This window comes from Parabacteroides massiliensis (genome assembly GCF_900155425.1).
Classification (GTDB): Bacteria; Bacteroidota; Bacteroidia; order Bacteroidales; family Tannerellaceae; genus Parabacteroides; species Parabacteroides massiliensis.
Genome location: NZ_LT700190.1, coordinates 859,605 through 883,212 on the forward strand (window position 1 = coordinate 859,605; position 23,608 = coordinate 883,212).

The 23,608-nt window shown below is 45.2% G+C and carries 12 protein-coding genes; 9 read left to right on the plus strand and 3 right to left on the minus strand.

What is annotated here, in order from left to right:
* Positions 1–84: 84 nt before the first annotated feature.
* Together BQ9893_RS10920 and BQ9893_RS10925 are read right to left on the minus strand one after the other, a co-directional pair.
* On the minus strand, positions 85–1,800 hold the full coding sequence (locus BQ9893_RS10920; RefSeq protein ID WP_075966049.1) for a RagB/SusD family nutrient uptake outer membrane protein: 1,716 nt from the start codon (positions 1,798–1,800) through the stop codon (positions 85–87).
* 34 nt (positions 1,801–1,834) lie between these two features.
* The gene (locus BQ9893_RS10925) at positions 1,835–5,038 is read right to left on the minus strand and encodes a SusC/RagA family TonB-linked outer membrane protein (protein ID WP_075966050.1); all 3,204 of its coding nucleotides are present in this window, start codon (positions 5,036–5,038) and stop codon (positions 1,835–1,837) included.
* A gap of 671 nt (positions 5,039–5,709) precedes the next feature.
* On the opposite strand from BQ9893_RS10925, the gene BQ9893_RS10930 reads away from it, so the two are divergent.
* The 5 genes from BQ9893_RS10930 to BQ9893_RS10950 all read left to right on the plus strand — a co-directional run bounded on the left by BQ9893_RS10930 (position 5,710) and on the right by BQ9893_RS10950 (position 15,180).
* Positions 5,710–9,072 carry a SusC/RagA family TonB-linked outer membrane protein gene (locus tag BQ9893_RS10930; RefSeq protein WP_075966051.1) on the plus strand — a complete coding sequence of 1,121 codons (3,363 nt, stop codon included), beginning with the start codon at positions 5,710–5,712 and terminating at the stop codon, positions 9,070–9,072.
* Positions 9,073–9,083: 11 nt separating this feature from the next.
* Positions 9,084–10,877, plus strand: coding sequence for a RagB/SusD family nutrient uptake outer membrane protein (locus BQ9893_RS10935; protein ID WP_075966052.1), 1,794 nt, complete (start codon positions 9,084–9,086; stop codon positions 10,875–10,877).
* A gap of 200 nt (positions 10,878–11,077) precedes the next feature.
* On the plus strand, positions 11,078–13,006 hold the full coding sequence (locus BQ9893_RS10940) for a heparinase II/III family protein (protein WP_075966053.1): 1,929 nt from the start codon (positions 11,078–11,080) through the stop codon (positions 13,004–13,006).
* A gap of 7 nt (positions 13,007–13,013) precedes the next feature.
* Complete coding sequence (locus BQ9893_RS10945) at positions 13,014–14,225, plus strand: glycoside hydrolase family 88 protein (RefSeq protein ID WP_081415430.1); 1,212 nt, start codon at positions 13,014–13,016, stop codon at positions 14,223–14,225.
* 55 nt (positions 14,226–14,280) lie between these two features.
* The gene (locus BQ9893_RS10950; protein ID WP_075966054.1) at positions 14,281–15,180 is read left to right on the plus strand and encodes an alkaline phosphatase family protein; all 900 of its coding nucleotides are present in this window, start codon (positions 14,281–14,283) and stop codon (positions 15,178–15,180) included.
* A 58-nt stretch (positions 15,181–15,238) separates the two neighbouring features.
* Here BQ9893_RS10950 and BQ9893_RS10955 read toward each other — a convergent pair whose 3' ends face one another.
* Positions 15,239–19,288, minus strand: coding sequence for a hybrid sensor histidine kinase/response regulator transcription factor (locus tag BQ9893_RS10955; RefSeq protein WP_075966055.1), 4,050 nt, complete (start codon positions 19,286–19,288; stop codon positions 15,239–15,241).
* Between the two features lie 76 nt (positions 19,289–19,364).
* On the opposite strand from BQ9893_RS10955, the gene BQ9893_RS10960 reads away from it, so the two are divergent.
* From BQ9893_RS10960 to BQ9893_RS10975, 4 genes are all read left to right on the plus strand, one after another.
* Positions 19,365–20,399: an iron ABC transporter permease gene (locus tag BQ9893_RS10960; protein ID WP_075966056.1), complete on the plus strand. Its 1,035-nt coding sequence runs from the start codon at positions 19,365–19,367 to the stop codon at positions 20,397–20,399.
* A gap of 7 nt (positions 20,400–20,406) precedes the next feature.
* Complete coding sequence (locus BQ9893_RS10965) at positions 20,407–21,471, plus strand: ABC transporter ATP-binding protein (protein ID WP_075966057.1); 1,065 nt, start codon at positions 20,407–20,409, stop codon at positions 21,469–21,471.
* A 56-nt stretch (positions 21,472–21,527) separates the two neighbouring features.
* Positions 21,528–22,880 (plus strand): MATE family efflux transporter, encoded by a 1,353-nt coding sequence (locus BQ9893_RS10970; protein WP_075966058.1) that lies wholly within the window; start codon positions 21,528–21,530, stop codon positions 22,878–22,880.
* A 71-nt stretch (positions 22,881–22,951) separates the two neighbouring features.
* A complete protein-coding gene (locus tag BQ9893_RS10975; protein WP_075966059.1) occupies positions 22,952–23,524 on the plus strand; it encodes a DUF4251 domain-containing protein in 573 nt (190 codons plus the stop codon).
* Positions 23,525–23,608: the final 84 nt, after the last annotated feature.

Genomic DNA, 23,608 nt, shown 5'->3' on the forward strand with positions numbered 1-23,608 from the left:
ATATTAGATTATATAAAAAACAAAGTTACTTTCGGAAGGGCCTGGACCCTTCACAAAAGTAACTTTTGAAAACCTTAAAAACTATTACCAGTTAGGATTTTGTTCTAAAGAGTTGTTTATTTCGATTTCAGTAGCAGGAATCGGCCACAGATAATCGCGGTTTTCACGGAATACGCGAGTCAACAGGCGTTTGCCGGTGATACCGTATTCTTCACGATTCAATAAAAGATGGGATAATCTCCAACGGCGCAAATCGCTGTCGCGAATGCCTTCACCTGCCAATTCGTAGGCTCTTTCACGGAAAATACGCTGGAACACTTCATCCTTGCTGTTTGCTGCCAGGTAAGAAGGGCCGCTGTTCAACAAAGCGACACCGGCACGGGTACGGACTTTGTTGATATATTCGACGGCTTTCGACTGGTTTCCTGTTTCGTTGTAACATTCGGCTAACAGCAGATAGACATCTGCCAAACGGATGATCGGAAAGTTGACAGGTGTATGCGCACGGTTTGTAATCGCTCCGTTCCAGTCTCCTTCCGGAACGAATTTTCTCCAGAAATAGGTTTCCCAACCCCCTCTGTTATTACGCATGAAGCCGTTATTCTCATTTACTGCCACAACATCGCCTTTTGGGTTCTTGGCGAAGATGAACGTCATCAGTCGTTCCTGGTTACGGTTCCAACCCAGATAGGTTGTATAAGGGGCGATAACCGTAGCCATCAGACGTGGATCGCGCTGGTTCCACATTTCCAATATTTTGTCCGCTTCAGCCGGTCTGTCCAGAATTTCAGCACCTGCATCATCGACTGTGCATCTGAGTACTCGTTCACGAACTTGATTGTCTGTCGTATAACCGGGGAACAATTCATCCCAGTCAAACGGACGTCCGTCTTTGTATTCATACATGTCTACCAGATTGACGGATGGCAATGTATTGTTCCAGCAGCTACCGTAAGAATTACGTGTCCCGGCATAGAAACACAAGGGCATACCGTAGTCGTTGCCTGTACCGCCCAGATTGATAATGGAGAAAATCATCTCGGAGCTTGTATGGCCGGTCAGGTTGAACAAATCGGCGAAATTGCTGTACAGTTCATGTCCGTTTGTTGACTTTTCAAGATTTTCAATAGCCTTTTCGTAGTCCTTGTTATAAAGATACACCTTGCCGAGCAAAGCCTGGACTGCGGTCAATGTTACACGGCCATAGTTGGCGTCGTCCCATTTGTCTGGCAATCCTGAATTCAGCGCCTTTTCCAGGTCGCTGATAATGAATGCCCGTGTTTCTTCAGCCGAACTTCTGGGTTTCATCAAGTTGTTGAAATCCTGTTCCAGATTTGTAGTCTCGTCATACAAGGGAAGTCCTCCGAAATAATCCATCAGATGGAAATAGATCAATGCACGTAAGAAACGGGCTTCCCCCAACATTTTGTTCTTTACATCTTCTGCAATAGGAGCTTCGCCGATACTGCGGATGGCCAGATTGGCACGCTGGACGGCATTGTAGCCGTTCTGCCATTTGCCGTTCAGGAAACCTGTACGTGGCGTACAGGTGCCCAACTGAAGGGCTTCATACTGGTCATAACCGACGGCAACATCCGAATTCACGTCGATCATGAACATCTTGCCATATAAGTCGGTGTTTTTCAAGGATGCATAGACTCCCATCAACCCGGACTTGCATTGGTCTTCTGTTTGCCAAAAGGTAGAAGAACTCAACTGATCGTAAGGAGCCCTGTCTAAGTCGTAGCAGCTTGTCAATGCTAAAAGTGCTGCTAAAAAAGGCATAATATATTTTTTCATCTTGTAATTCTGTTTATAAATTCAACAAACATGTTTAGAATGTTACATTGATACCGATTACTGCCTGACGCATTGTCGGATATGCAATGCCACTTACTTCAGGATCATATCCTTTCCATTTGGTGAATGTAAAGAAGTTTTCCAAACTACCGTAGATTCTGACTCTGTCCATATAGGCAACCTTTGTCCATGCCGAAGGCAATGTATATCCCAACGTGATGTTACGGATTTTCAGAAAAGCTTTGCTTGCTACCCAGAAATCTGAATACTGTTCATTACGTGTATCGCTGTAGTCCAACAGGCGAGGATATTTGGCATCCGTACGGCCTTCGTACCAGCGCCCTTCGATAACATCGGCGTTCAACTGATAACCCAGGCGGACTGTCGTTTTATACAAAGCGCTCAAATATACATCTTTGATGCCGGCCTGTCCCTGAAGCAGAGCTGAGAAGTCGATGCCTTTCCAGTTGAATCCTAAGTTCATACCATAGGTGAAGGTCGGGTTACTACCATTACCGACAACAACGCGGTCGTCATCATTTATCAGACCGTCGCCATTCAAATCCTTGTAAAGGATATCGCCCTTTTGCGGAGTACCGTATGGGAATACGACTTTACCTTTCACATCCGGATTGTCCAGCATGGACTGTACCAGAGCCAAATCTTCATCTGTCTGAACAATGCGATCTATTTCGCGAACATACAACGACCAGATGGGAAGGCCTTCCTTTAACATCCTTGCACCACTGTAAGAAGGATCGTCTCCTTTGAACTTATCCACATTATTTTTGATATAAGTAAAGTTGAATCCGACATTGTAAGAGAAATCCTTTCCGGCTTTGTCGCTCCAGTTTGCCGAGAATTCGAGACCTTTATTGGTTACTTGCGCTGCGTTCTGCTTAGGGATGGTTGCATTACCATGTACCATCGGGGCAGGGAGGTCGATCAAGATGCCGTCTGTTTTCTTGTTGAAGAATTCGATACTACCGGACAGGCGGTTCCCAAAAACGTTATAGTCGAGACCGACGTTTGTTATATGAGTGGTTTCCCATGTTAAAGCAGCATTCGCGATAGCTGTCTGCGACAATCCCATTGCCACGGCACGAGCCAGGACATAGTTCGTTTGTGCATACAAGGATTGCGAGGTGTAGTTGCCATCGTTGTCGCGGTTGGAACCCAACGTGTTGTTACCCAGCGAACCGTATGATGCACGGACCTTCAGGTTATCCAGCCAACTGATGTTTTTCATGAATTCTTCTTCCGAGATACGCCATGCAGCAGAAAAAGACGGGAAATAGCCCCACCGGTTGTCAGCCAGAAAACGCGAAGAACCATCTGCACGTAAGTTCGCTTCAAACAGGTATTTGTCGTCCCATCCTAAATTCAGACGTCCGAAATAAGAACGCATGGCCCATTCCGTAATATTGCCGGTCGAAGAAGATTCGCCGATTGCACCGTCGATCACGCCCAATGAAGGATCGATAAGGTCTTTGCGTGTCGCACTGAAATATTGCCGTTTATACTGTTCCTGGCTGGCGCCGACCATGAGGCTCGTGCTTAGGCGATCATCAAAAAAGTTGCGTTCATATCGCGCGGTCGCATCCATAAAGTTTCTGAAAGTCTTTTCATTGTAATTATAAATGCTGGTTTGGCCTACTCCGTCCGTATACAAAGTGTTCGTCTGGAAGTTGTACAGCGGAACAAAATTAGGTTTGCTTTCTTTAAACTTATCATAATAATCATAAGTATAAGAACCTTGGATCGTCAAGCCTTTCAATGGTGTCAGAATGGCATACAAACGGGTTTTCAATGTATTCATTTGGATATTACCGGTCGTATTTCTCAGACGATTGTAAGGATTGTTCGCCGCATTTTGAGGATCATCTTCCGCGTTTGCATTGATACCTAACCGGTTTTGATCGTCCAAATATGCGATACCCGGATTTCCGCCGGTCAGGCCATAAGTATAGATATCATTGATATTTTCACTTACAGGGGTCGTATTTGCGGTATATCCACTTAGGTTTACTCCCAGTTTCAACCAGTCTTTGACTTGAGAATCGATATTCGCACGAAGACTGAAGCGTTCGTAGCCGCAATTTTCAAGGATACCCGGATTGTTCAAATAATTGAAAGAGGTATAATAGGTAATCTTTTCCGTACCGCCGGAAGCAGACAGGTTATGTTGATGGGAAACTCCCGTTTCGTAAACATCAAAAATGTCACTGTTCGGGTAAGCCAGATAGTTAGGCATACCATATTCGTTCAATCCGTTCGGATCTTTCGATTTTTCACGCCATAGATTGATCACATTCTGAGAGAAGGGGGCCGGCTTATTACTGTTCGTCATACCTTCATTCAGATATTCCATGTAATCGGCATAGTTGGATATGACATCATAGGGTTTGTCCAATGTCTGGAAAGACACGTAACCCGTATAATCCAATTTCATCTTGCCGGACTTACCGGATTTGGTCGTAATCAGGATGACACCGTTGGCGGCACGCGAACCATAGATTGCAGATGACGCCGCATCCTTCAATACGCTGACTGTCTCGACATCTTGCGGGCTGACACTGTTCAGGCTGCCTTCCACGCCGTCGATAATGACCAGAGGCGAAGAGTTGTTCAATGTACCCTGACCACGCACCTTGATATCCGCATCTCCATTATTGGACGGAATATTGTTGCTGGATGTGATCTGTACACCGGGGGCAGTACCGGCCAATGCTGTTGAGATATTTGTCAACGGACGGCTTTCTGCCATTTCACTGACATTAACGGAAGTGACGGAACCGGAGAGGTTGACTTTTTTCTGCGTACCATAACCGACGACTACGACTTCTTCCAATGCTTGAGAGTCTTCGGCAAGTTTGATAGTAATGTTTTTCTGGTTATTCACCGGAATTTGTTGTTCTTTGTATCCGATATAAGAAACAACTAAAATAGAATTAGGCGCGACTTCAAGAGAAAAATTACCGTCCATATCGGTAATAGTTCCATTGGTTGTCCCTTTTTCCACCACATTTGCGCCTGCAATAGGTCCAAACTGATCTTCTACCACACCTTTAATAACGTGTTTATTCTGTTGTGGCGAAGCGACAACAGGATTAGGCTCTGCAGAACCTAAAGCATCGGTTGAAGGATTTGCTGTAGCGATCCCGATTGATGCCAAGAACATGGTTGCTCCCAGGAACATCGCTCTCGATACATAAAAGCGTTTAAAATCTTTTGTCATAATAACACCAGATTAATTAATAAAATGATAATAATTCTCGTTTTTCTAAATTGTCACATTGTGCTTTTCTATTGTGTTTTCCACCTAAGTGCATTTTGATCTGAGTCCTTCAAGAACTGCAATCAGAATGCTGCAAATTTAGATGTTAAAAATGGGCATGGATGTATAATTTTATCCATTTGATATGCACTAATTTTCCAACAGCGAGTTTTTAGCAATATATTAAATGTTTGCATATCAGTGCATTAAATCCTATTGTATTTTGTATAACATATAAGAGGGGCTTAATGAGCAACATATTTATTTAGAATTCATGTTCGGGTATTTGCACGCATGCATATTGATACTGAAAAACGATGTCATTGTTGGTTGATATTTATAATTTGCCACTGTGGACCACAAAAAACAGATTTATCAATATGATTATATTGATGATGTCTTAAAAAAGTAAGAAATTATAGACAAATCTAATACAAAATGTACCATAAACTACCTCAAAAGCTATCGTAAACGAATTCATAACTTGACAATATCGGATCATAATAAATGCCGGTAAGCCTTAGTTCTTGAAGAACTATGGTGATATTGAACAGGTAAGCACAAAAATGATAATAAAATGAATTATAAATCGAATTTACTAATCAAAATTACTAATCAAATCTAGTGTTATTATGACAAAAGATTTCAAACGCTTTTATGTATCGAGAGCGATGTTCTTAGGAACTTCCATGTTCTTAGCATCAATCGGGATGGCTTCCGCTAATCCCTCAATCGATACGTTAGGTTCTGCAGAACCTAATTCTGTTGTAGCGCAGCTACAACAGAATAAACACACTATTAAAGGTGTAGTAGAAGATCAGCTTGGACCTATTGCTGGTGCCAATGTGGTGGAAAAAGGAACAACCAACGGAACTATTACCGATATGGACGGTAATTTTTCTTTGGAAGTCGCACCTAATTCTATTTTAGTTGTTTCTTTTATCGGATATAAGGAACAACAAATTCCGATAAACAACCAAAAATCATTTACAATTAAACTTGTTGAAGATTTTCAGGCATTAGACGAGGTTGTAGTCGTCGGTTATGGCACGCAGAAAAAAGTGAATTTAACAGGTGCTGTTTCTTCTGTCGATTTTTCGGAACAGGCAGCCAATCGTCCTATTACAAATGTTTCTTCTGCTTTGGGTGGTTTGTCTGCCGGTTTGCAAGTTATGCAAAGTAAAGGTAATCCGACCGATGATGGAGCGACGATTCGTGTTCGTGGTACAGGTACGTTAAATAACGCCAGTCCATTGGTTTTAGTAGATGGAATGGAAGCTTCAATGGATGCTGTTAACCCACAAGATATTGAATCTATTTCTGTATTAAAGGATGCTGCCTCTGCAGCTATCTATGGTTCACGTGCTGCCAATGGCGTTATTTTGATTACGACAAAGAAAGGTAATCGGGAAAAAATACGTGTGACCTATTCCGGTACTTTTTCTGTAGCTCAACCCTCTAATTTGTTGGATTTTGTCTCGGATTATCCGAAACATATGCGTATCATCAATGAGATGAATCATAATATTACGGGGGATAGCAGTAGGGATATCTTCTCTCAATCGACAATCAGTGCCTGGGAAGCTGCTAATGCAGATCCGAACGGGTTGACTGCAAATGGCGTACCGAACTGGCTGGCTTATCCGAATACGAACTGGAACGAGGAAATGTATCAGAACAATTTAGTTCAAGATCATGTCGTATCTGTCAACGGAGGCAGTGAAAAGGTCGCATTTCTGTTGTCTGCTGGTTATATGGATAATCCCGGTTTGGTTGAAAATACAGGGGTGAAACGTTACACTATGCGTGCCAATGTTGAGGCGAATGTGACAAAATGGTTGATATTGGGAACTCGTACATATGCAATCATGAATGATAAGGATCAGGGAAACTTTGACGATACGGGTATGTTAAACTTTATTCGCCAAACAACACCAGGTTTGATTGGTATGTATGACGGCAAATTAGGATATCCTGAAGCAGCGGAAGAAAGTGCTACAGCTAACAATATGTGGATGTATTTGAAAAGTAGGGATGGTCAGGACCGTTCTTCTCGTTTCAATACGACTATGTATTCGAAGATCAAGTTTATGGAAGGTTTGAGCTGGGATTTTAATTTTAATTATGGTCGTCGTTTTGATGAATATAACTCCCATACTTCTCCTGTAGCACGGTATAAGTTCAGCGATGGTAGTATCGGTTCGACTGCTACGACTCCCGATCAGATGAGTACGACTTGGAAATCGTATGCAGAAGAGACATATACGTTGGAAAATATCCTTCGTTATGACAAAACATTCAAGGGAGATCACGATTTGAATGTGATGCTTGGTTATAATGAATATTATTACAAACAATATGAACACAAACAGGAAAAGAAGGGATTGATTGATCCGAGTATCAATGTTCCTGATGGCGCAACGGAGATGATAAAAAGTTCCGGTACGGCAAAAGACGAAGCTTTGCGTTCTGTGTTTGGTCGTCTCAACTATGCTTATAAGTCTAAATATTTGTTTGAGGCAAACTTCCGGTATGACGGCTCTTCTCGTTTTAATACTGACTCACGATGGGGTATTTTCCCCTCTTTCTCTGCTGCTTGGCGTATTTCGGAAGAAGATTTTATGAAAAATATCGATTGGTTGAGTAACTTGAAAATTCGTGCTTCTTGGGGACAGATCGGTAACAATCGCATTACTGACAAAGACGGATATCAGGATTATTATGGTTACCAAGCTACTTATGCAACCTATAATTATTCTTTTGGTGGAAAACAAATGACAGGGTTGGCTCAGAACCGAATAGGTAATACTCGTTTGGAGTGGGAAGGTACGACTGTTACCAATTTTGGTCTTGATGCCAGCTTCCTGAACAATCGTTTGACAGCAGAAATCGATGTTTATAACAAAGTGACGGATGGTATCTTGACAACTCCCAACTTGCACTTAACAATGGGGATTAAAACTCCTCCGACTATGAATACCGCGGAAGTGACTAACCGTGGTGTAGAAATGACGTTAGGTTGGAAAGATAAAATCGGGGAGTTGGACTATGCCGTATCGGCAAATTTTTCTTACAATCATAATGAAGTCACCAAGTATTTGGGCGAATATAAGACTGGTTGGATAGAAAAAGACGGTAAAAAAGTATGGCAATCCAATATCGGTGAAGTTTCGGTGTCTAAAGATAACGGACGTATTGTTGAAGGTCATTCAATCAAGGAATATTATACATTAAATACTTATTCAGGTAATGGTTCTCATTTCAATAGTGATGGTTCCGTTAATATCAATGGTGGTCCGAAAGACGGCATGATTCGTACGGAACAAGACATGAAATGGTTACAGTCAATGATGGACGCAGGTTATCAGTTCCAACCGAACAATGGCATTGGACCGACGAAAATTAATTACGGAGATTTGATTTATGCAGATGTTAATGGTGACGGAATATACGGTAGTTCATACGATTATACATTCCAAGGTTCTTCTGCCATGCCTAAGTTTGGATATGGTATCAACATCAGTGCCGGTTGGAAAGGATTTGACTTGAGTATGTTGTGGGCTGGTAATGGTGGCTTCGAACTCTATTGGGAAGAAGATCCATATAACAGTGTCTCCATCAGAAATGGATGTGCGGTTTCTGAGCGAGTTGCTAATGACCACTATTTTTATGATCCGACAAATCCGAGTGATCCAAGAACCAATTTGAATGCTTATTTCCCCCGTTTGGTTGATGAGAGTAACAAGCAGAGCCGTCAGACAAGTAATTTCTATTTGTACAATGGATCTTATATGAAATTGAAAAACTTGACAATCGGTTACACATTGCCGGCAAATATTGTTTCTAAAATATTTGCAGAGAGGGTACGAGTTTATGTATCGGGTGAAAACTTGTTTACTATCACTTCCTTCCCGGGACAAGATCCGGAAATGGGAGCTAAAACCAATTATCCGTCATTGCGTCAATTTGCGGGAGGTATTAACGTAACATTCTAATCAAAGAAAACATGAAAATAGTTAATAATATATTAGTTATTGCGGCTGTCGCTTCTGCTATGACAGCTTGTAAACCTGATTTGTTGGATACAAATCCCTATGACAAGGTCGGGTCAGAAACCATGTGGGGCAACGAAACGATGTGCGACATGGGCGTAAACGGTATTTACGCAACTTTGCGTGAGGCCAAAGTTGCACATGAAATGTTTACTCAGGATGCAATGGGGTTTGCCGGGCAGGCTCGTGATCCTCAGGCGTTGTTGAATGGTACGATTACAGCCAGTAACAGTTTGTTCTCTGATACATGGAAACAGTTATACGAAGGTATCCATCGGGCAAATGATGCCATTTTTAATTTACCAGGTGCTCCGATCGACGAAGCGAAAAAAGACCGCCTGATGGCTGAATCCAAATTTCTCCGTGCTTATTATTATTTTCGCTTGAATCGTGTATTTCAAGGGGTTCCTGTCTATTTGAAACCGGTGGAAGATAGTGAATGTACGAATGCACGTGAAACGGTCGACAAAGTATGGGAAGTAATACTTTCCGATCTGAATGATTGTGTCAACAGTACCAATTTGCCTAACAAATATGTGGGCGGTGATCCTAACTATGGTCGTGTCACAAAAGGGGCCGCTTATGCATTGATGGGGCAGACGTATATGTGGATGAAAGATTATCCTAATGCAGAAAAAGCGTTGCGTAAAGTCGGAGAATTAGGATTTGCGTTGTTTCAAGGTGAATACAAACAATTATTTAAAGAAGCGAATGAAGATTGTGATGAAATGATTTTTTCAGAGCAGAATATTGGAGTTAACGGTTACGGTGGAAAAACCGAGTTTTGGTTAGGTTCCCGTGTCTCTTTCGGTTCTTGTTGGAACAGTTATTTGCCGAGTGTTCATTGGGTAGAATCATTTGAATGTGCTGATGGAACGCCATTTAATTGGAATGACTTTTTGCCGGGATATAACGAAATGACTCCGCTTGAGAGAGTTGCCTTCTTCTTACGTGATACAGTTGGAGAATGGGAAACGTATCCAAATGAAATAAAGGATAAATTACGTATAGGATTTAAACAGGCAATTGCAAACGGGGCCGATATATCCAAATATATACCTTCTGGTAATGAAGCCCGTTTACGAAAAGCGTATGAAAGCCGTGACCCACGTTTGTTAGCGACTGTTATTACTCCATATTCAGAATATAGAGGTGCTATTGGTTCAAATGAATATACGTATACGCTGCGTTGGCCGACCACTCAATCAGATGAGGCTGTACCTTTTGATTTGAGAACGGACTCTCAGACCTACTTCTATTATTTGTATCGTAAATTTGTAGCAGAGGGAGCTTCTGAAACTCCGAATCGCGAATATTGCCCAACGGATTATCCGTTGATCCGTTATGCTGATGTTGTTTTGATGTTAGCTGAAGCAATCAATGAACAAGGTTTCAAACAGGAAGCTGTCGATTTGGTAAATATGGTCCGTCAAAGAGCTGGGATAGCATTGTTGCAGACAACAGATCCGAGTAAACCGACTTTTGTAAGTAGCCAAGATAATATGCGTACTCGTATCCGCAACGAACGCCGTTGGGAGTTGCCGTTGGAAGGTGTCAATCTCTATGACGAAATACGTTGGAAGACGATGGGTGACTGGTGCAAGGCTGGTAATGGTTCTAAAGAAATATGGGGTACGATTGTCAATCCGTATTCTTGGGCTGGTGATCATATTTATGTATGGCCGATCCCTACGACTGAATGTGAAAGAAATGATAATTTAATCCAGAACACGGGTTGGATTAATTAATTGATTTGGCATTATAGTTTCAACATAAATTTTATCGGAAGGCTTTGTGGAAGGTTGTGAGACTGGGAACCAAAGCCTTCTTTTATGGGTGAACTTCTTGTTTTTTTGTGTTTGGACAATCTGTGCACATGAATTGGAAAAATAGGACGCTTTTTTACCGGGGGAAACTTTTATTTTTGCGATATTGAAAAGTAATACCTATGAAAACACAACGATTTATCACAACCGTGTGCTTGTTGCTTTGGACAGTCGCACACCTGCATGCGTATGAAAAACGCAATTTGTTGCAGAATGAAGCTAATTTCGAGAAAGTAAAATCTGCTTTGGTAATGGGGCAGAAATGGGTCCCTTATCCCAATTATTCCGATCGGTCCGCTTGGAACGCATTCCTGGGTAATTATAAAGAGGAATATATCCGGAAAGGGGAGGCTTATCTGGACTATGAATGGAAAGTGGTAAAAGCAACCGATTATCTGGAATTCGGGCGAAGTGGTAACCGGACGATTATGGAAAGTCCGTTCAATAAGAATAATACGGCATTGAGCAGTTTGTTTATGGCTGAGATGGCGGAAGGGAATGGACGGTTCGTCGATCAGATTATCAACGGGGTTTTTGCAAGTTGCGAAATGACGACTTGGTCACTGTCCGCCCATTTGGGACTGCAGAAGGTCGGAGGGTGTTTCCCGAGCTATGAAGAACATGTGATTGATTTGGGGGCTGGAAATCTGGCCTCCCAGTTGGCTTGGATCTATTATTACCTGAAACCGTCTTTTGATAAAGTAAATCCTTTGATTTCAAAAAGGCTGCGACATGAATTGCAGAGCCGTATCCTCGATACTTATATGAATGAAGATCATTTCTGGTGGATGGCGTTCAACTTGAAACCCGGCGGATTGGTGAATAACTGGAATCCGTGGTGCAACTTCAATGTGCTGCAATGTTTCTTCCTGCTCGAAAATGACCGGGACAAATTGGCTGAGGCGGTCTACCGGACGATGACTTCTGTGGACCATTTCATTAATTATACGCATGCAGACGGCGCTTGCGAGGAAGGGCCTTCCTATTGGGGGCATGCTGCAGGGAAGATGTATGATTATCTTCAGATGTTGTACGACGGGACAGGTGGCACTGTCTCTGTGTTCGACCAGCCGATTATAAAGAATATGGGCGAATATATTGCCCGTTCTTATGTTGGAAATGGATGGGTTGTGAATTTTGCTGATGCTTCTGCCAAAGGAGGAGGAGATGCCGATCTTATTTTCCGGTATGGGAAAGCGACCGGAAGTCAGGTCATGATGGGCTACGCGGCTTTTCTCAAAAGCCTTTCAGCAAAGGATGTTGCTCCGACGGGAGACATATTCCGTCTTTTCCAGACTTTACTCTATAGCAAAGAGATGGCAGGAACGGATGTGGCTTATGAAGTCCCCGCCTATTCTTGGTATCCCGAAACCGAGTTCTGCTATATGACCAACAAGAACGGCTTTTTCGTGGCCGCTAAAGGCGGGTATAATAATGAAAGCCATAATCATAACGATGTAGGAACCTTCTCCCTCTACTTAAATACGACGCCTGTCTTTATCGATGCCGGAGTCGGGACGTATACCCGACAGACATTCAGCTCCGAACGCTATTCTATCTGGACGATGCAGAGCAACTATCATAACCTGCCTATGATTAACGGCGTACCGGAGCGGTTCGGTTCGGAATATAAGGCTACGGATGCGCGGTTTGATCCGAAACGGATGTGTTTCTCTGCTAATATAGCAACGGCTTATCCGGCTGAGGCGAATGTGAAAAAATGGATCCGTTCGTACCAGATAGGAAAGAACTCGCTGAAAATAGAAGATTCGTTTTCTTTGAGCAAGGCGGACAAACCGAATCAGGTCAATTTCCTCACTTGGGGAAAAGTAGATGTCTCGGTTCCGGGAATAGTCACGGTTGAGGTGAACGGCGAGAAAGTCCGGATGACGTATGATAAGAGTACCTTTACGCCGGTTGTCGAGACGGTTCGGTTAGACGATCCCCGCCTGTCGAATGTCTGGGGCGGGCAGCTCTTCCGGATATCGTTGAACGCCAATAAGCAGTCGCTTTCCGGCTCTTATACTTATACAATAACAACAATAAAATAGAAAAGACATGATGAAAAATTGGATTGCGTTTGCTTTTTCGGCCTTTCTGCTCTCTTGCGCGGATGCCCCTAAAACAGAGGGAAAAAGTTTTATCGACGAGAATATCGATTTTGCCCGTGCACAAATAGGGAATGAGATTGATGTGATCGAAGCGAGTGGAAAATGTTTGAACCCGGTGACACTTAAGACGGACAGCTCTGTCTACTATTGCGGTTATGCGGATTGGCGGAGCGGCTTTTTCCCCGGATCGGTCTGGTATTTGTATGAACTGACGGGCGACAGCACGTTGCTGCCGTTGGCTGCCAAATATACGGATGCCATAGAGGAAGCCAAGAATCTGACCTGGCATCATGATATCGGGTTTATTGTGAATTGCAGTTTCGGAAACGGACTGCGGTTGGCCGGAACGCCTTCTTATAAGGATGTGATGGTGCAGGCAGCCAAGTCGTTGTCTACCCGTTTTCGTCCGGCAGCCGGGATCATCCAGTCGTGGGATGTGGAACGCGGATGGCAGTCCGAGCGGGGTTGGGAATGTCCGGTTATCATTGACAACATGATGAACCTGGAACTGATGTTCGAAGCTACGCGTTTGTCCGGCGACTCTTCTTTCTATAAAATAGCACTGTCGCATGCCGACCGTACCATGCAGGAGCATTTCCGTCCGGACGGCAGTTGCTATCATGTGATCGACTACAGTGTCAAGGATGGCAAAGTGCGCCATCGTCAGACGGCACAGGGGTATGCCGATGAGTCTATCTGGAGTCGCGGACAGGCATGGGCCATCTACGGTTATACGATCTGCTATCGTGAGACGAAAGATCGTAAATATCTGGATCAAGCCTTGAAGACCTTCAATATGATGAAGAATTTGAAGAATATGCCGGATGATTTGATCCCTTACTGGGATATGTCGGCCCCGAACATTCCCGACGAACCGCGCGATGCCTCGGCAGCTTCCTGTATCGCTTCCGCCCTTTATGAGATCAGTACGATGGATGTGCCGGATGCGGCCGGCTATAAGGCGTATGCCGACAGTATCCTGGTTTCGCTTTCTTCTCCGGCCTACCGGGCTGCTTTGGGCACGAACGGAAACTTCCTGCTGATGCATTCCGTAGGCAGCATTCCTCACAATTCGGAAATAGACGTCCCGCTGAACTATGCCGATTATTACTATCTGGAAGCCTTAAAACGTAAACGGGATATTGAGAAAGGCCTTTAATCCGTGCCTGAATGTCATATACATAAACTATCTTTGCGTACTTAATTATAATAGTATGAAAACAGGAAAATTGATTTTTGCGTTGGCATTTCTGATGTTGTTTGCCGATGCTTCGATGGCTGCCAAGTGGAAAGCCAAGCATGTCGTTTTGATCGGCCTGGACGGTTGGGGCGCTTATAGCGTGGAGAAGGCCGAGATGCCGAATGTGAAGAAACTCATGGCCGAAGGGTCTTATACGTTGAAAAAACGCTCTGTCCTTCCATCTTCCAGTGCCGTGAACTGGGCTTCCATGTATATGGGAGCGGGACCGGAGCTTCACGGTTATACGGAATGGGGATCGCAAACCCCGGACCTGCCTTCCCGTGTGGTGAATAAGAATGGTATTTTCCCGACTGTATTCAGTTTGCTCCGCGAATCCGACCCGAAAGCCGAAATCGGCTGTATCTGCGAATGGGCCGGAATCCGGTATGTATGCGATACATTGGCGTTGAGCTACGATGTAAACATCACGGATAAGCCGCAGAATCCGGCAACAGCTAAGTGTGCGGTCGAATATATCAAGCGTGCCCACCCGGCATTGGTGAATATCGTTTTTGACGAACCCGACCATGTCGGTCATGCTGAAGGCCATGACACGCCGGCTTATTATGAAAAGCTGAAAGAACTTGACGGCTATATCGGCCAGATCATTCAGGCTGTCAAAGACGCCGGTATGCTGGATGAGACTATCTTTATCGTTACGGCCGATCATGGCGGTATCAAAAAGGGACATGGCGGCAAGACGATGGAAGAAATGGAGACGGCCTTCATCATTGCCGGCAAGGGGATCAAGAAAGGATATGAATTTCAGGAAAGTATGATGCAGTTCGACTGCGCTTCGACAATCGCTTATATCTTCGGGCTGAAGCAACCGCAGGTTTGGATCGGCCGTCCGATGATTCAGGTGTTTAAGTGATGAATTGAATCGTTTCGGGACCACAGCAACAGTGGTCGAAGGAAGACTTCCGCAGCCGTCAATCGGCGTCTGCGGAAGTCTTTTTTTCTGTCCTTTTCCTGTATTCTGCCGGTGTGATTTCGAACTGGGCTTTGAAACAACGGGTGAAATAACGCGGAGAACCGAAGCCCAGCCGTTCGGAGATGTCGGCTATCTGCAGGTCGGGATTGTCCGTCAACATGGTTGCAGCCCGCTTCAGTTTGCAGCTGAGGACGAAGTCGTTTGGCGTCATGCCTGTCAGTGCCTTGAATTTGGCATACAACGAACTGCGGCTGAGTCCCAGTTCACGGGCCATCATATTCATGTCGAAGTCGATGTTATCCAGGTTCTTTTCGATGATCGAGTTGACCGTGTCCAGAAATTTCTGGTCGATCGGGTTACTAGCCAGCGATTGTGCATCGAAATCTTTCTGCCGGCTGAATTTATTTTGCAGGATAATACGGTTGCGGACCAGGTTATTGCAACGTGCCACCAGTACCTTTGCGTTGAATGGTTTGTTGATATAGTCATCGGCGCCCCGTTGCAATCCTTCGATGTTTTGCTCGGCGGAAGTGAGTGCCGTCAGCAGGACGACCGGAATGTGGCATACGTCAAAATCATTTTTTATCTTCAAGCACATCTCCGTACCTGACATTTCGGGCATCATGACATCGCTCACGATGATGTCCGGCCGTTCTGCGCGTGCCTTTTCCAGTCCTTCTTTGCCGTTACGCGCCAACAGTACGCGGTAGGCAGGCGAGAACAGGGACGCTAATATCTGGAGCAATTCTTCATTGTCTTCGACCAGCAGGATCGTACGGGGAGAATCGTCTCCTTCGACCAGCACCTCTTTTTGCTCGGTTTCGGAAAATTCTTCCAAATGATCGGTAAAGGCGATCGTGTCGGGAATCAGGCTTTCCGTTTGCTCCGGCTGCTTCCGGGCTTGTTCTTCCACGGAAAAATGCGTGCTGCCTTTCTGAAGGCAGACAATGAAAATGCTGCCGTAGCCGGGAGTGCTTTCCACTTGTATCGTTCCGTGGTGCAATTCGATAATACTTTTGGTCAAAGAAAGCCCGATCCCTGTGCTGGGCGTCTTGGTGATATTCGAAAAGCCGTTTTCGGCCTGATAGAAGCGGTCGAACACCTTGTCTATATCTTCTTTGTTGATTCCGATGCCGTTGTCGATAACCTTAATGACAACTTCGTTTTCTTTATTTTCCAGAATCATTTCAATGGTCGCATTCGGTTTGGTGTATTTGAACGCATTGGACAGCAGGTTGTAGAAAACCTTTTGCATTTGTTTCGGATCGAAACTGCATAAAACTTTCTCTTGCGGAGCCGTAAAGTTGTAAGTGATGGAACGGCCGGATGCATATTCGTAAAAAGACAGGTAAATCTCCTTCAGGAACGGGACGATGTCTTGTTCGTACACTTTCAGTTTCATGTGGCCTTGTTCCAACTTGCGGAAATCCAGCAATTCGCTGATCAGGTTCCGCATATGATAGGTGTTCTTGTACACTTTCAGCAGTTTGTTGTATACGGAAGGAGACAAAGAACTGCTTTGCAGTAAGAGTTCGATCTGGGATATGATCAGTGTCAACGGTGTCCTGAACTCATGAGAGATGTTGGAGAAGAACTGTAGTTTGGCTTGGTTCAGTTCCTCGATCGCCTCTTTTTCTTTTCGTTCTATTTCCAGTGAAGTTTGCAACATGTATTGCGATTTCTTGAAACGGTAAATGCTGTACAGTATGCTGACGATCAAGAGGAAGTAAAGGAGATAGGCCAATTGGGAAGCATACCAGGGAGAGTGAATCTGTATGTCCATCTTGATGGTACGCGGTTGTTCAAGATTCGGATCGTATTGAATTTCCCGGACGATAAGCGTGTATTTTCCGGGATTCAAGTTGGTGTAGAAGATATTATTGTTCTTGCAGGGAATCCATTTCTTGTCGAATCCTTCCAGCATGTATTCATAAGACGCCTTTTTCAGCGTATTGACATAGTTGTTTGACGTAAAGGTGAAAATCAGGTTATTCTGATTGTAGGCCAGTTCTATTTTCCGGGTATAGGGAAGGGCAGCGGTCAAGGCCTTGCTGGGATCGCCCGGAAGAACGGGCTCGTTGTTGATAAACAGGTCTGAAAAATACAGTTGATAATCTTTGGAGGAATTGAACAACTGTTGTTCGAAGAAGGTTGCCATGCCGTTGCTGCTCCCGACGAATATTTCCCCGTTCTTGCAGACCAGAATCCCGCAACCGATGTTTATGTCTGTAAGGGGAAGGGCTGTTCCAAGCTCCACAACCTTGAACAGGTTTTGATCCGGATCGAAGAAGGTGATGCCTTTGTCGCCGGTTATGACGAGTTGGTTCTGTGTGGATAAAGCGAGTTCGTAACAATAATCGCTGGCGATAAAGCTGTTCTCTGTCGTGTATCCGGTGAACTGTTTGTTTTTCTCGTCATAGCAGAACAACCCGGATCCTCGGGTCCCGAGAAAGATCCGTCCCTTTTTATCCTCGATTATTTGAGATATGGGAAATTTTCCCAGTCCGTTTTCTCCGGAAGGAAACAGCATCTGGTCCTTTTCGTCTTCGATGTTAATCCTCCAAACACCTTTACCGTAAGACAGCCACATATACCCTTTGGAATCGACTAAGAAACAGGTATTGCCGTAGTATTTGCCACTTTTGAATAACGATGAGACCTTTTCCGTTTCCAGATCCATTTTGAAGATTCCTTTAGGGCCGGTACAGATCAGTACGTTCTTGTATATTTTCATGTGGTTGATCCGGTCACCGGCAATAACCGCGTATGACGGGTCTTCGAAATAGGGATTCTTAAACTTCTTATTCTTGATGTCGTAGATTGAGAGCCCTCCGGTGTGGGTTCCGATATACAGTTTGTTGCGTTCCGGGCTGTAGGCGATTGCCTTCAGGTTATTGTGAGCAATGGAGTTGCGGTTCTCATCAGCCATGAAGTAGGTGAACTTTTTCGTTTTCCGGTCGAAGAAGTTCAATCCGCCGCCTTCGGTACAGATCCAGATGTTGTTGTCTTTGTCTTCTACCATTTTGCCGACGAAAGGATCGTTCAGGCAATCGTTTCGGGCGTTGTTGGAGGCGTAGACCGTGAAAAGGTCCGTCTCCGGGTTGAAATAGTTAACCCCGCCATAATAGGTCCCCAGCCAGATCGTTCCTTGCCTGTCTTTGTAAAGAGGGAAAACGGACGAATGGGTCATGCTGCCGGGCAAAGGGGTACGGGTATAAACTTCGAACCGGTTACTGGTCGGATTGTATTTATTCAATCCGGTGAAGGTCCCGATCCAGATGTTCCCGAAATTGTCTTCCGCAAAATCCCGTACCTGGTTGCTTGAAATATTGTTGGGATTCGATGGGTCATAACGGTAGCGGGTGAAATTGCCGTGTGCGTCTCTTTTGTACAAGCCGTTCATGCGGATGGATATCCAAAGGTTACGTTTGGAATCTTCAAACAGGCTGTAAATGTCTTCGCCAACGATTTGGCAAGTGAGCGATTTGTCTTCATTCATCCTGAACAAGCCGTCTGTAGTGCCGATCCAGTACCGGCCTTTGGAATCTTCCCGGAAACAAGTCGCATGTTGATACCGGCTCTCCAGCTTTGTGACGAAATCGAGTTTGTTTTTATCGGAATTCCAGGTGAAGACGGAGTCGGCTATGCCCACCCATATCGTTCCGTTGATGGAGGCGACGCTGTGTACGGCGGATTCTCGGAGGCGTGAGAATTTCTGTGTCCGGATGTCATAACGGATCAAAGCATAGTCGGATTCGAAGAAAACATTTCCATCTTTGTCGCCGGCGATGGAGCGTGTCCAATTGCCTGTCGGGTTAGTATCCCCGCGATGATATTCGGAAGGTTTGTAGACCGTAGTCCGGACGCCGTCGTATATGCTGATGCCTTCTTCCGTCCCGAACCACATTCTGCCTAAATTGTCCTGGTAGATTGCCATGACGGAAAGTTGCGACAGCCCTTCCCGTATGCCTATATGTTTGAAATAGATCGGATATATTCCGGTGCAGAATCCTACAAGCAAGATGAATGATATGATGGTTCTTCTCATAGTATATGATATTAGCCGTTATTTGTTTATGGGGCTAAGGTAAAGAATTTTTTCTAAAAGCATTATCTTTGCAGGCATGAAAAAGCAAGCCTTTATTTTTTATCCGCTTTTGTTGGTTTTCCTGTTGTTGCTGTTTGCCGGCGGGTTGGTTTATGGTGCCGTCTCGATACCGGTAGAAAGTGTGGTGAATATATTGCTGGGAGAAGGGACTGAGCGGCTTGCGTGGCAAAATATTGTGCTGCAGAGCCGTTTTCCCCAGGCCGTGACGGCTTTGTTGGCTGGTGCTTCGCTGGCTGTTAGCGGATTGTTGCTACAGACATTGTTCAGGAATCCGCTTGCCGGTCCTTCTATCCTCGGAATCAGTGACGGGGCCAATCTGGGTGTTGCCGCTATCATGCTCTATTTCGGTGGTACGTTGAGTACGGTAACCGATTTGCCGATCAGTGGCTATCTGGCGGTTATCCTGGCTGCCTTTAGTGGCGCGGCTTGTATTTTAGGATTGATTATTTACTTTTCGGCAAAGGTGAAGAATAACGTTATGCTGCTGATCATCGGTATCATGATCGGCTATCTCGCCTCGTCATTGATTTCGGTCCTGAATTATTATGCTTCGACAGACAAGGTTCATGCATTTGTGATGTGGGGATTGGGAAACTTCTCCGGAGTGTCTTTGCAACAGTTGCCCTATTTGGCCGGTTTCACTTGTGTCGGGTTACTATTGGCCATTCTTTTGATAAAACCTCTGAATGCATTGCTCTTGGGAGAAATGTATGCCGCCAATTTAGGGATCAAGATCAAGTGGACGCGCATCCTGATCCTGTTGTGTACGGGCCTGCTTACTGCGACTACGACTGCCTTTTGCGGTCCGATCTCCTTTATCGGGCTGGCAGTCCCGCATGTCGCGCGTTTGATGTTAGGTTCTTCTAATCATAAGATGCTGGTTCCCGTTACGCTGCTGACCGGTTCTTGCATGGCGTTGCTTTGCAATTTGCTGATGGTGCTGCCGGGCACTCATAACATTCTGCCGCTGAATGCCGTGACTCCGATGCTTGGCGCTCCGGTGATTATTTATGTGATTGTGAATCGGAAGAATATCCAATACTTTGACTGATAGGCGTATGACAAAAATAGCTGCAATAGAAACAATAGGGCTCGGCATCGGTTACCTGCTGAAAGGCGGCAAGCGGAAAGTTGTCCATGACGATTTGAACCTGCAACTCGTCTCCGGCGAAGTGACCTGTTTGTTGGGACTGAACGGTGCCGGCAAATCGACGCTGCTCCGTACGCTTTGCGGTTTCCAGCCTCCGCTCGGCGGGGAGATACGTTTGATGGGAAAACCGCTCTCCGGTTATTCTCAGGCGAACTTTTCCTTGACTGTAGGTGTTGTACTGACGGAAAAAACGAATGCGGGAGGAATCACGGTCTATGAGTTGGTTTCGTTGGGAAGACATCCTTATACTGGCTTTTTCGGACAGTTGAAGAAGGCGGATCGTGCTATCATCGAGCAATCGCTCGAAGCTGCCGGAATCGCCCATAAAGCCCAAAACTATGTTTCGGAGCTGAGCGACGGTGAACGTCAGAAGGCTATGATCGCCAAGGCGCTCGCCCAACAGTGCCCGATTATTCTGCTGGACGAACCAACAGCCTTTCTGGATGTGACCAGCCGTATCGAGACGATGGTTTTGCTGCATCGCCTGGCTGTCGAGCAAGAGAAGGCGATTTTACTCTCCACCCACGACCTGGATTTAGCTATTCAGATGGGCGATTGTCTGTGGTTGCAGGAGAAAGGGCGCCCGATGGCTTGCGGAACTCCTGAAGACTTGATTATGAGCGGGGCCTTCGAATCTTTTTTCAGCAAGGAAGGAATCGTTTTCGATCCGGCTACCGGGAAGTTGAATACGGAAGCCCCCACGTCGCCTGTCGGTGTGGAAGGTGAGCCTTTGACTGCTTATTGGGTCGGAAATGCCCTTATGCGTAATGGCTACCGTCCTTCGTCTGTAAAGGAAGGGCAGTTGAATATCTCTTGCAAGGGACCGCATGAGCTGGCCGTGGCTTTGCCCGAAGGTGGCAGGAAAGAGCTTCGGACGGTAGCGGAACTTGTCTCTTTTATCAACATGAGAAAAAGTTTTCATGCTGATGAAAATAAATTTTCTCCCGGTGAAAATAAATTTTCCTGCCGGTGAAAATAAATTTTCATCAGAAGGAACAGTAGTTTTATTTAAGATTAAAAGGTATAAATATGGCAAACGAAATAACGTGGCGGCTGGAGCATGAGAAGATCGGCCGATTGTTGTTGCATTATGCGATACCGGCGGTGATCGGTACGATGGTGAATGCTCTTTATAATATTGTCGACCGTATCTTTATCGGGCAGGGAGTCGGTCCGCTGGCGATGGCCGGACTGACGCTGACATTCCCTATCCTGTTATTCCTCCAGGCGTTCGGAATGCTTGTCGGGGCAGGTGCCGCGACTCGTGTGTCCATCCATTTGGGACGAAAGGCAAATGACATGGCGGAGAAAGTTTTGGGAAATGCATTGACCCTGACGTTCATCATAACGCTCGTTACGGTGGTCCCCTGCATGATCTGGATGGACGATTTGCTGCTCGCTTTCGGAGGAAGTGAACAGACGATCCCGTATGCAAGGGATTATCTGAATATCGTAGTCCCGGGGACGCTCCTGACTTCGCTTAGCTTCGGGTTCAATGCAGTTATGCGTGCTTCGGGATATCCGAAAAAAGCGATGTTCACCATGCTGATCGGAGCGGTAACCAATGTGATACTCGATCCTATATTTATCTTTTGGCTGGACATGGGTATTAAAGGGGCGGCCATTGCGACGATCATCTCGATGTTGCTCTGTACTCTTTTTGTGATGAACCATTTTATCCAGAAAGACAGTATAGTCCGTTTCCGGAAAGGTACGCTCAAACTGGAAAAGCATGTGGTTTGGAATATCCTGACGATCGGCATTTCGCCTTTTGCCATGCAGTTGGCAGGAAGTTTGGTGGTGGTGATCCAGAACTATGCGCTCAAACGACACGGAGGAGATTTGGCGTTGGGGGCAAACGGCATTATCACCAGTGTCGGGATGCTCTTGGTGATGCTGATTATCGGAATCGCGCAAGGAATGCAGCCGATTGTCGGTTTTAACTTCGGGGCAAAGAAATATCAGCGCGTTCAGGAAACATTGCGGCTGGTGATCATAACCTCTACCATTATCATGGGAATCGGTTGTTTTTGCAGTGTGGCATTCCCGGAACTGATAGCCCGTGCCTTTACGAACGATCCGGCTTTGTTGGATGTCACGGCAAACGGTCTGCGGATCAGTTTGCTGGTGTTTGTTGTCGTAGGTTCGCAGATATCGATCAGCCAGTTCTTCCAGAGTATCGGAGTGGCCTGGAAAGCTATGTTTTTGAGTTTGAGCCGGCAAGTGTTGTTCCTGATACCGGCGATGTTGCTGTTCTCGCACTTTTGGGGATTGGACGGAGTCTGGTATGCTGCGCCTTTCTCTGATTTTGTCGCAGCCGTAACAGCTTGGTTCTTCCTGTGGAATCATGTTAAAAACATGAAAAGAAAGAGTTTGAATTGAACTTTTTACTATCTTGTTTGTCTACTATATGAAAATGGATTAATTAGGTTTCAACTAAAAGAATGAGAAATATGAAAAGAGTATTATTGTTATTGGCTGTCCTGCTTTTTAGTGCAGGAACGATGATGGCACAGCAGGATAAAGCAGCTGATAAGGCTGCCAAAAAAGCCGAGAAAGAAGCAAGAAAAGCCGCCGAGGCTGCAGAACAGATGGCTTTGTTCGAACAAGGCGTACAAGCGCTGAATGAGAAAGACTTTGTGTTGGAAGCCGAACGCGTAGAGTTTAAGCGTGGACAATTCGTCTATGTGACTCCGAGTACGAACTTCGTTTCCATGAAAGGCGACCGTGCTACTATCCAGTTGGCTTTCAATACCGCAGCTGCCGGTCCGAACGGAATCGGGGGGATCACGGTCGACGGGAATGCTTCGAATATAGAAATGAAAACAGATAAGAAAGGAAATGTTACATTCAGTATGATGGTACAAGGTGTTGCAGTCTCCGCCAATGTGACGATCCGTATGGTGAAGGGCACGAACAAATGTACGGCAACCGTAAGTCCGAACTTCAACAGCAATCGTATTTCATTCACCGGTTACCTGTATCCGTCGGATCAGTCCAACGTGTTTAAAGGACGCTCCATCTAAGGTGTAGAAATCTTTTGTTCAGGAAAAGCTGCTTTCGGAAAGGAAGGCAGCTTTTTTTATGCAACGTATTTTATATCTTTGCCT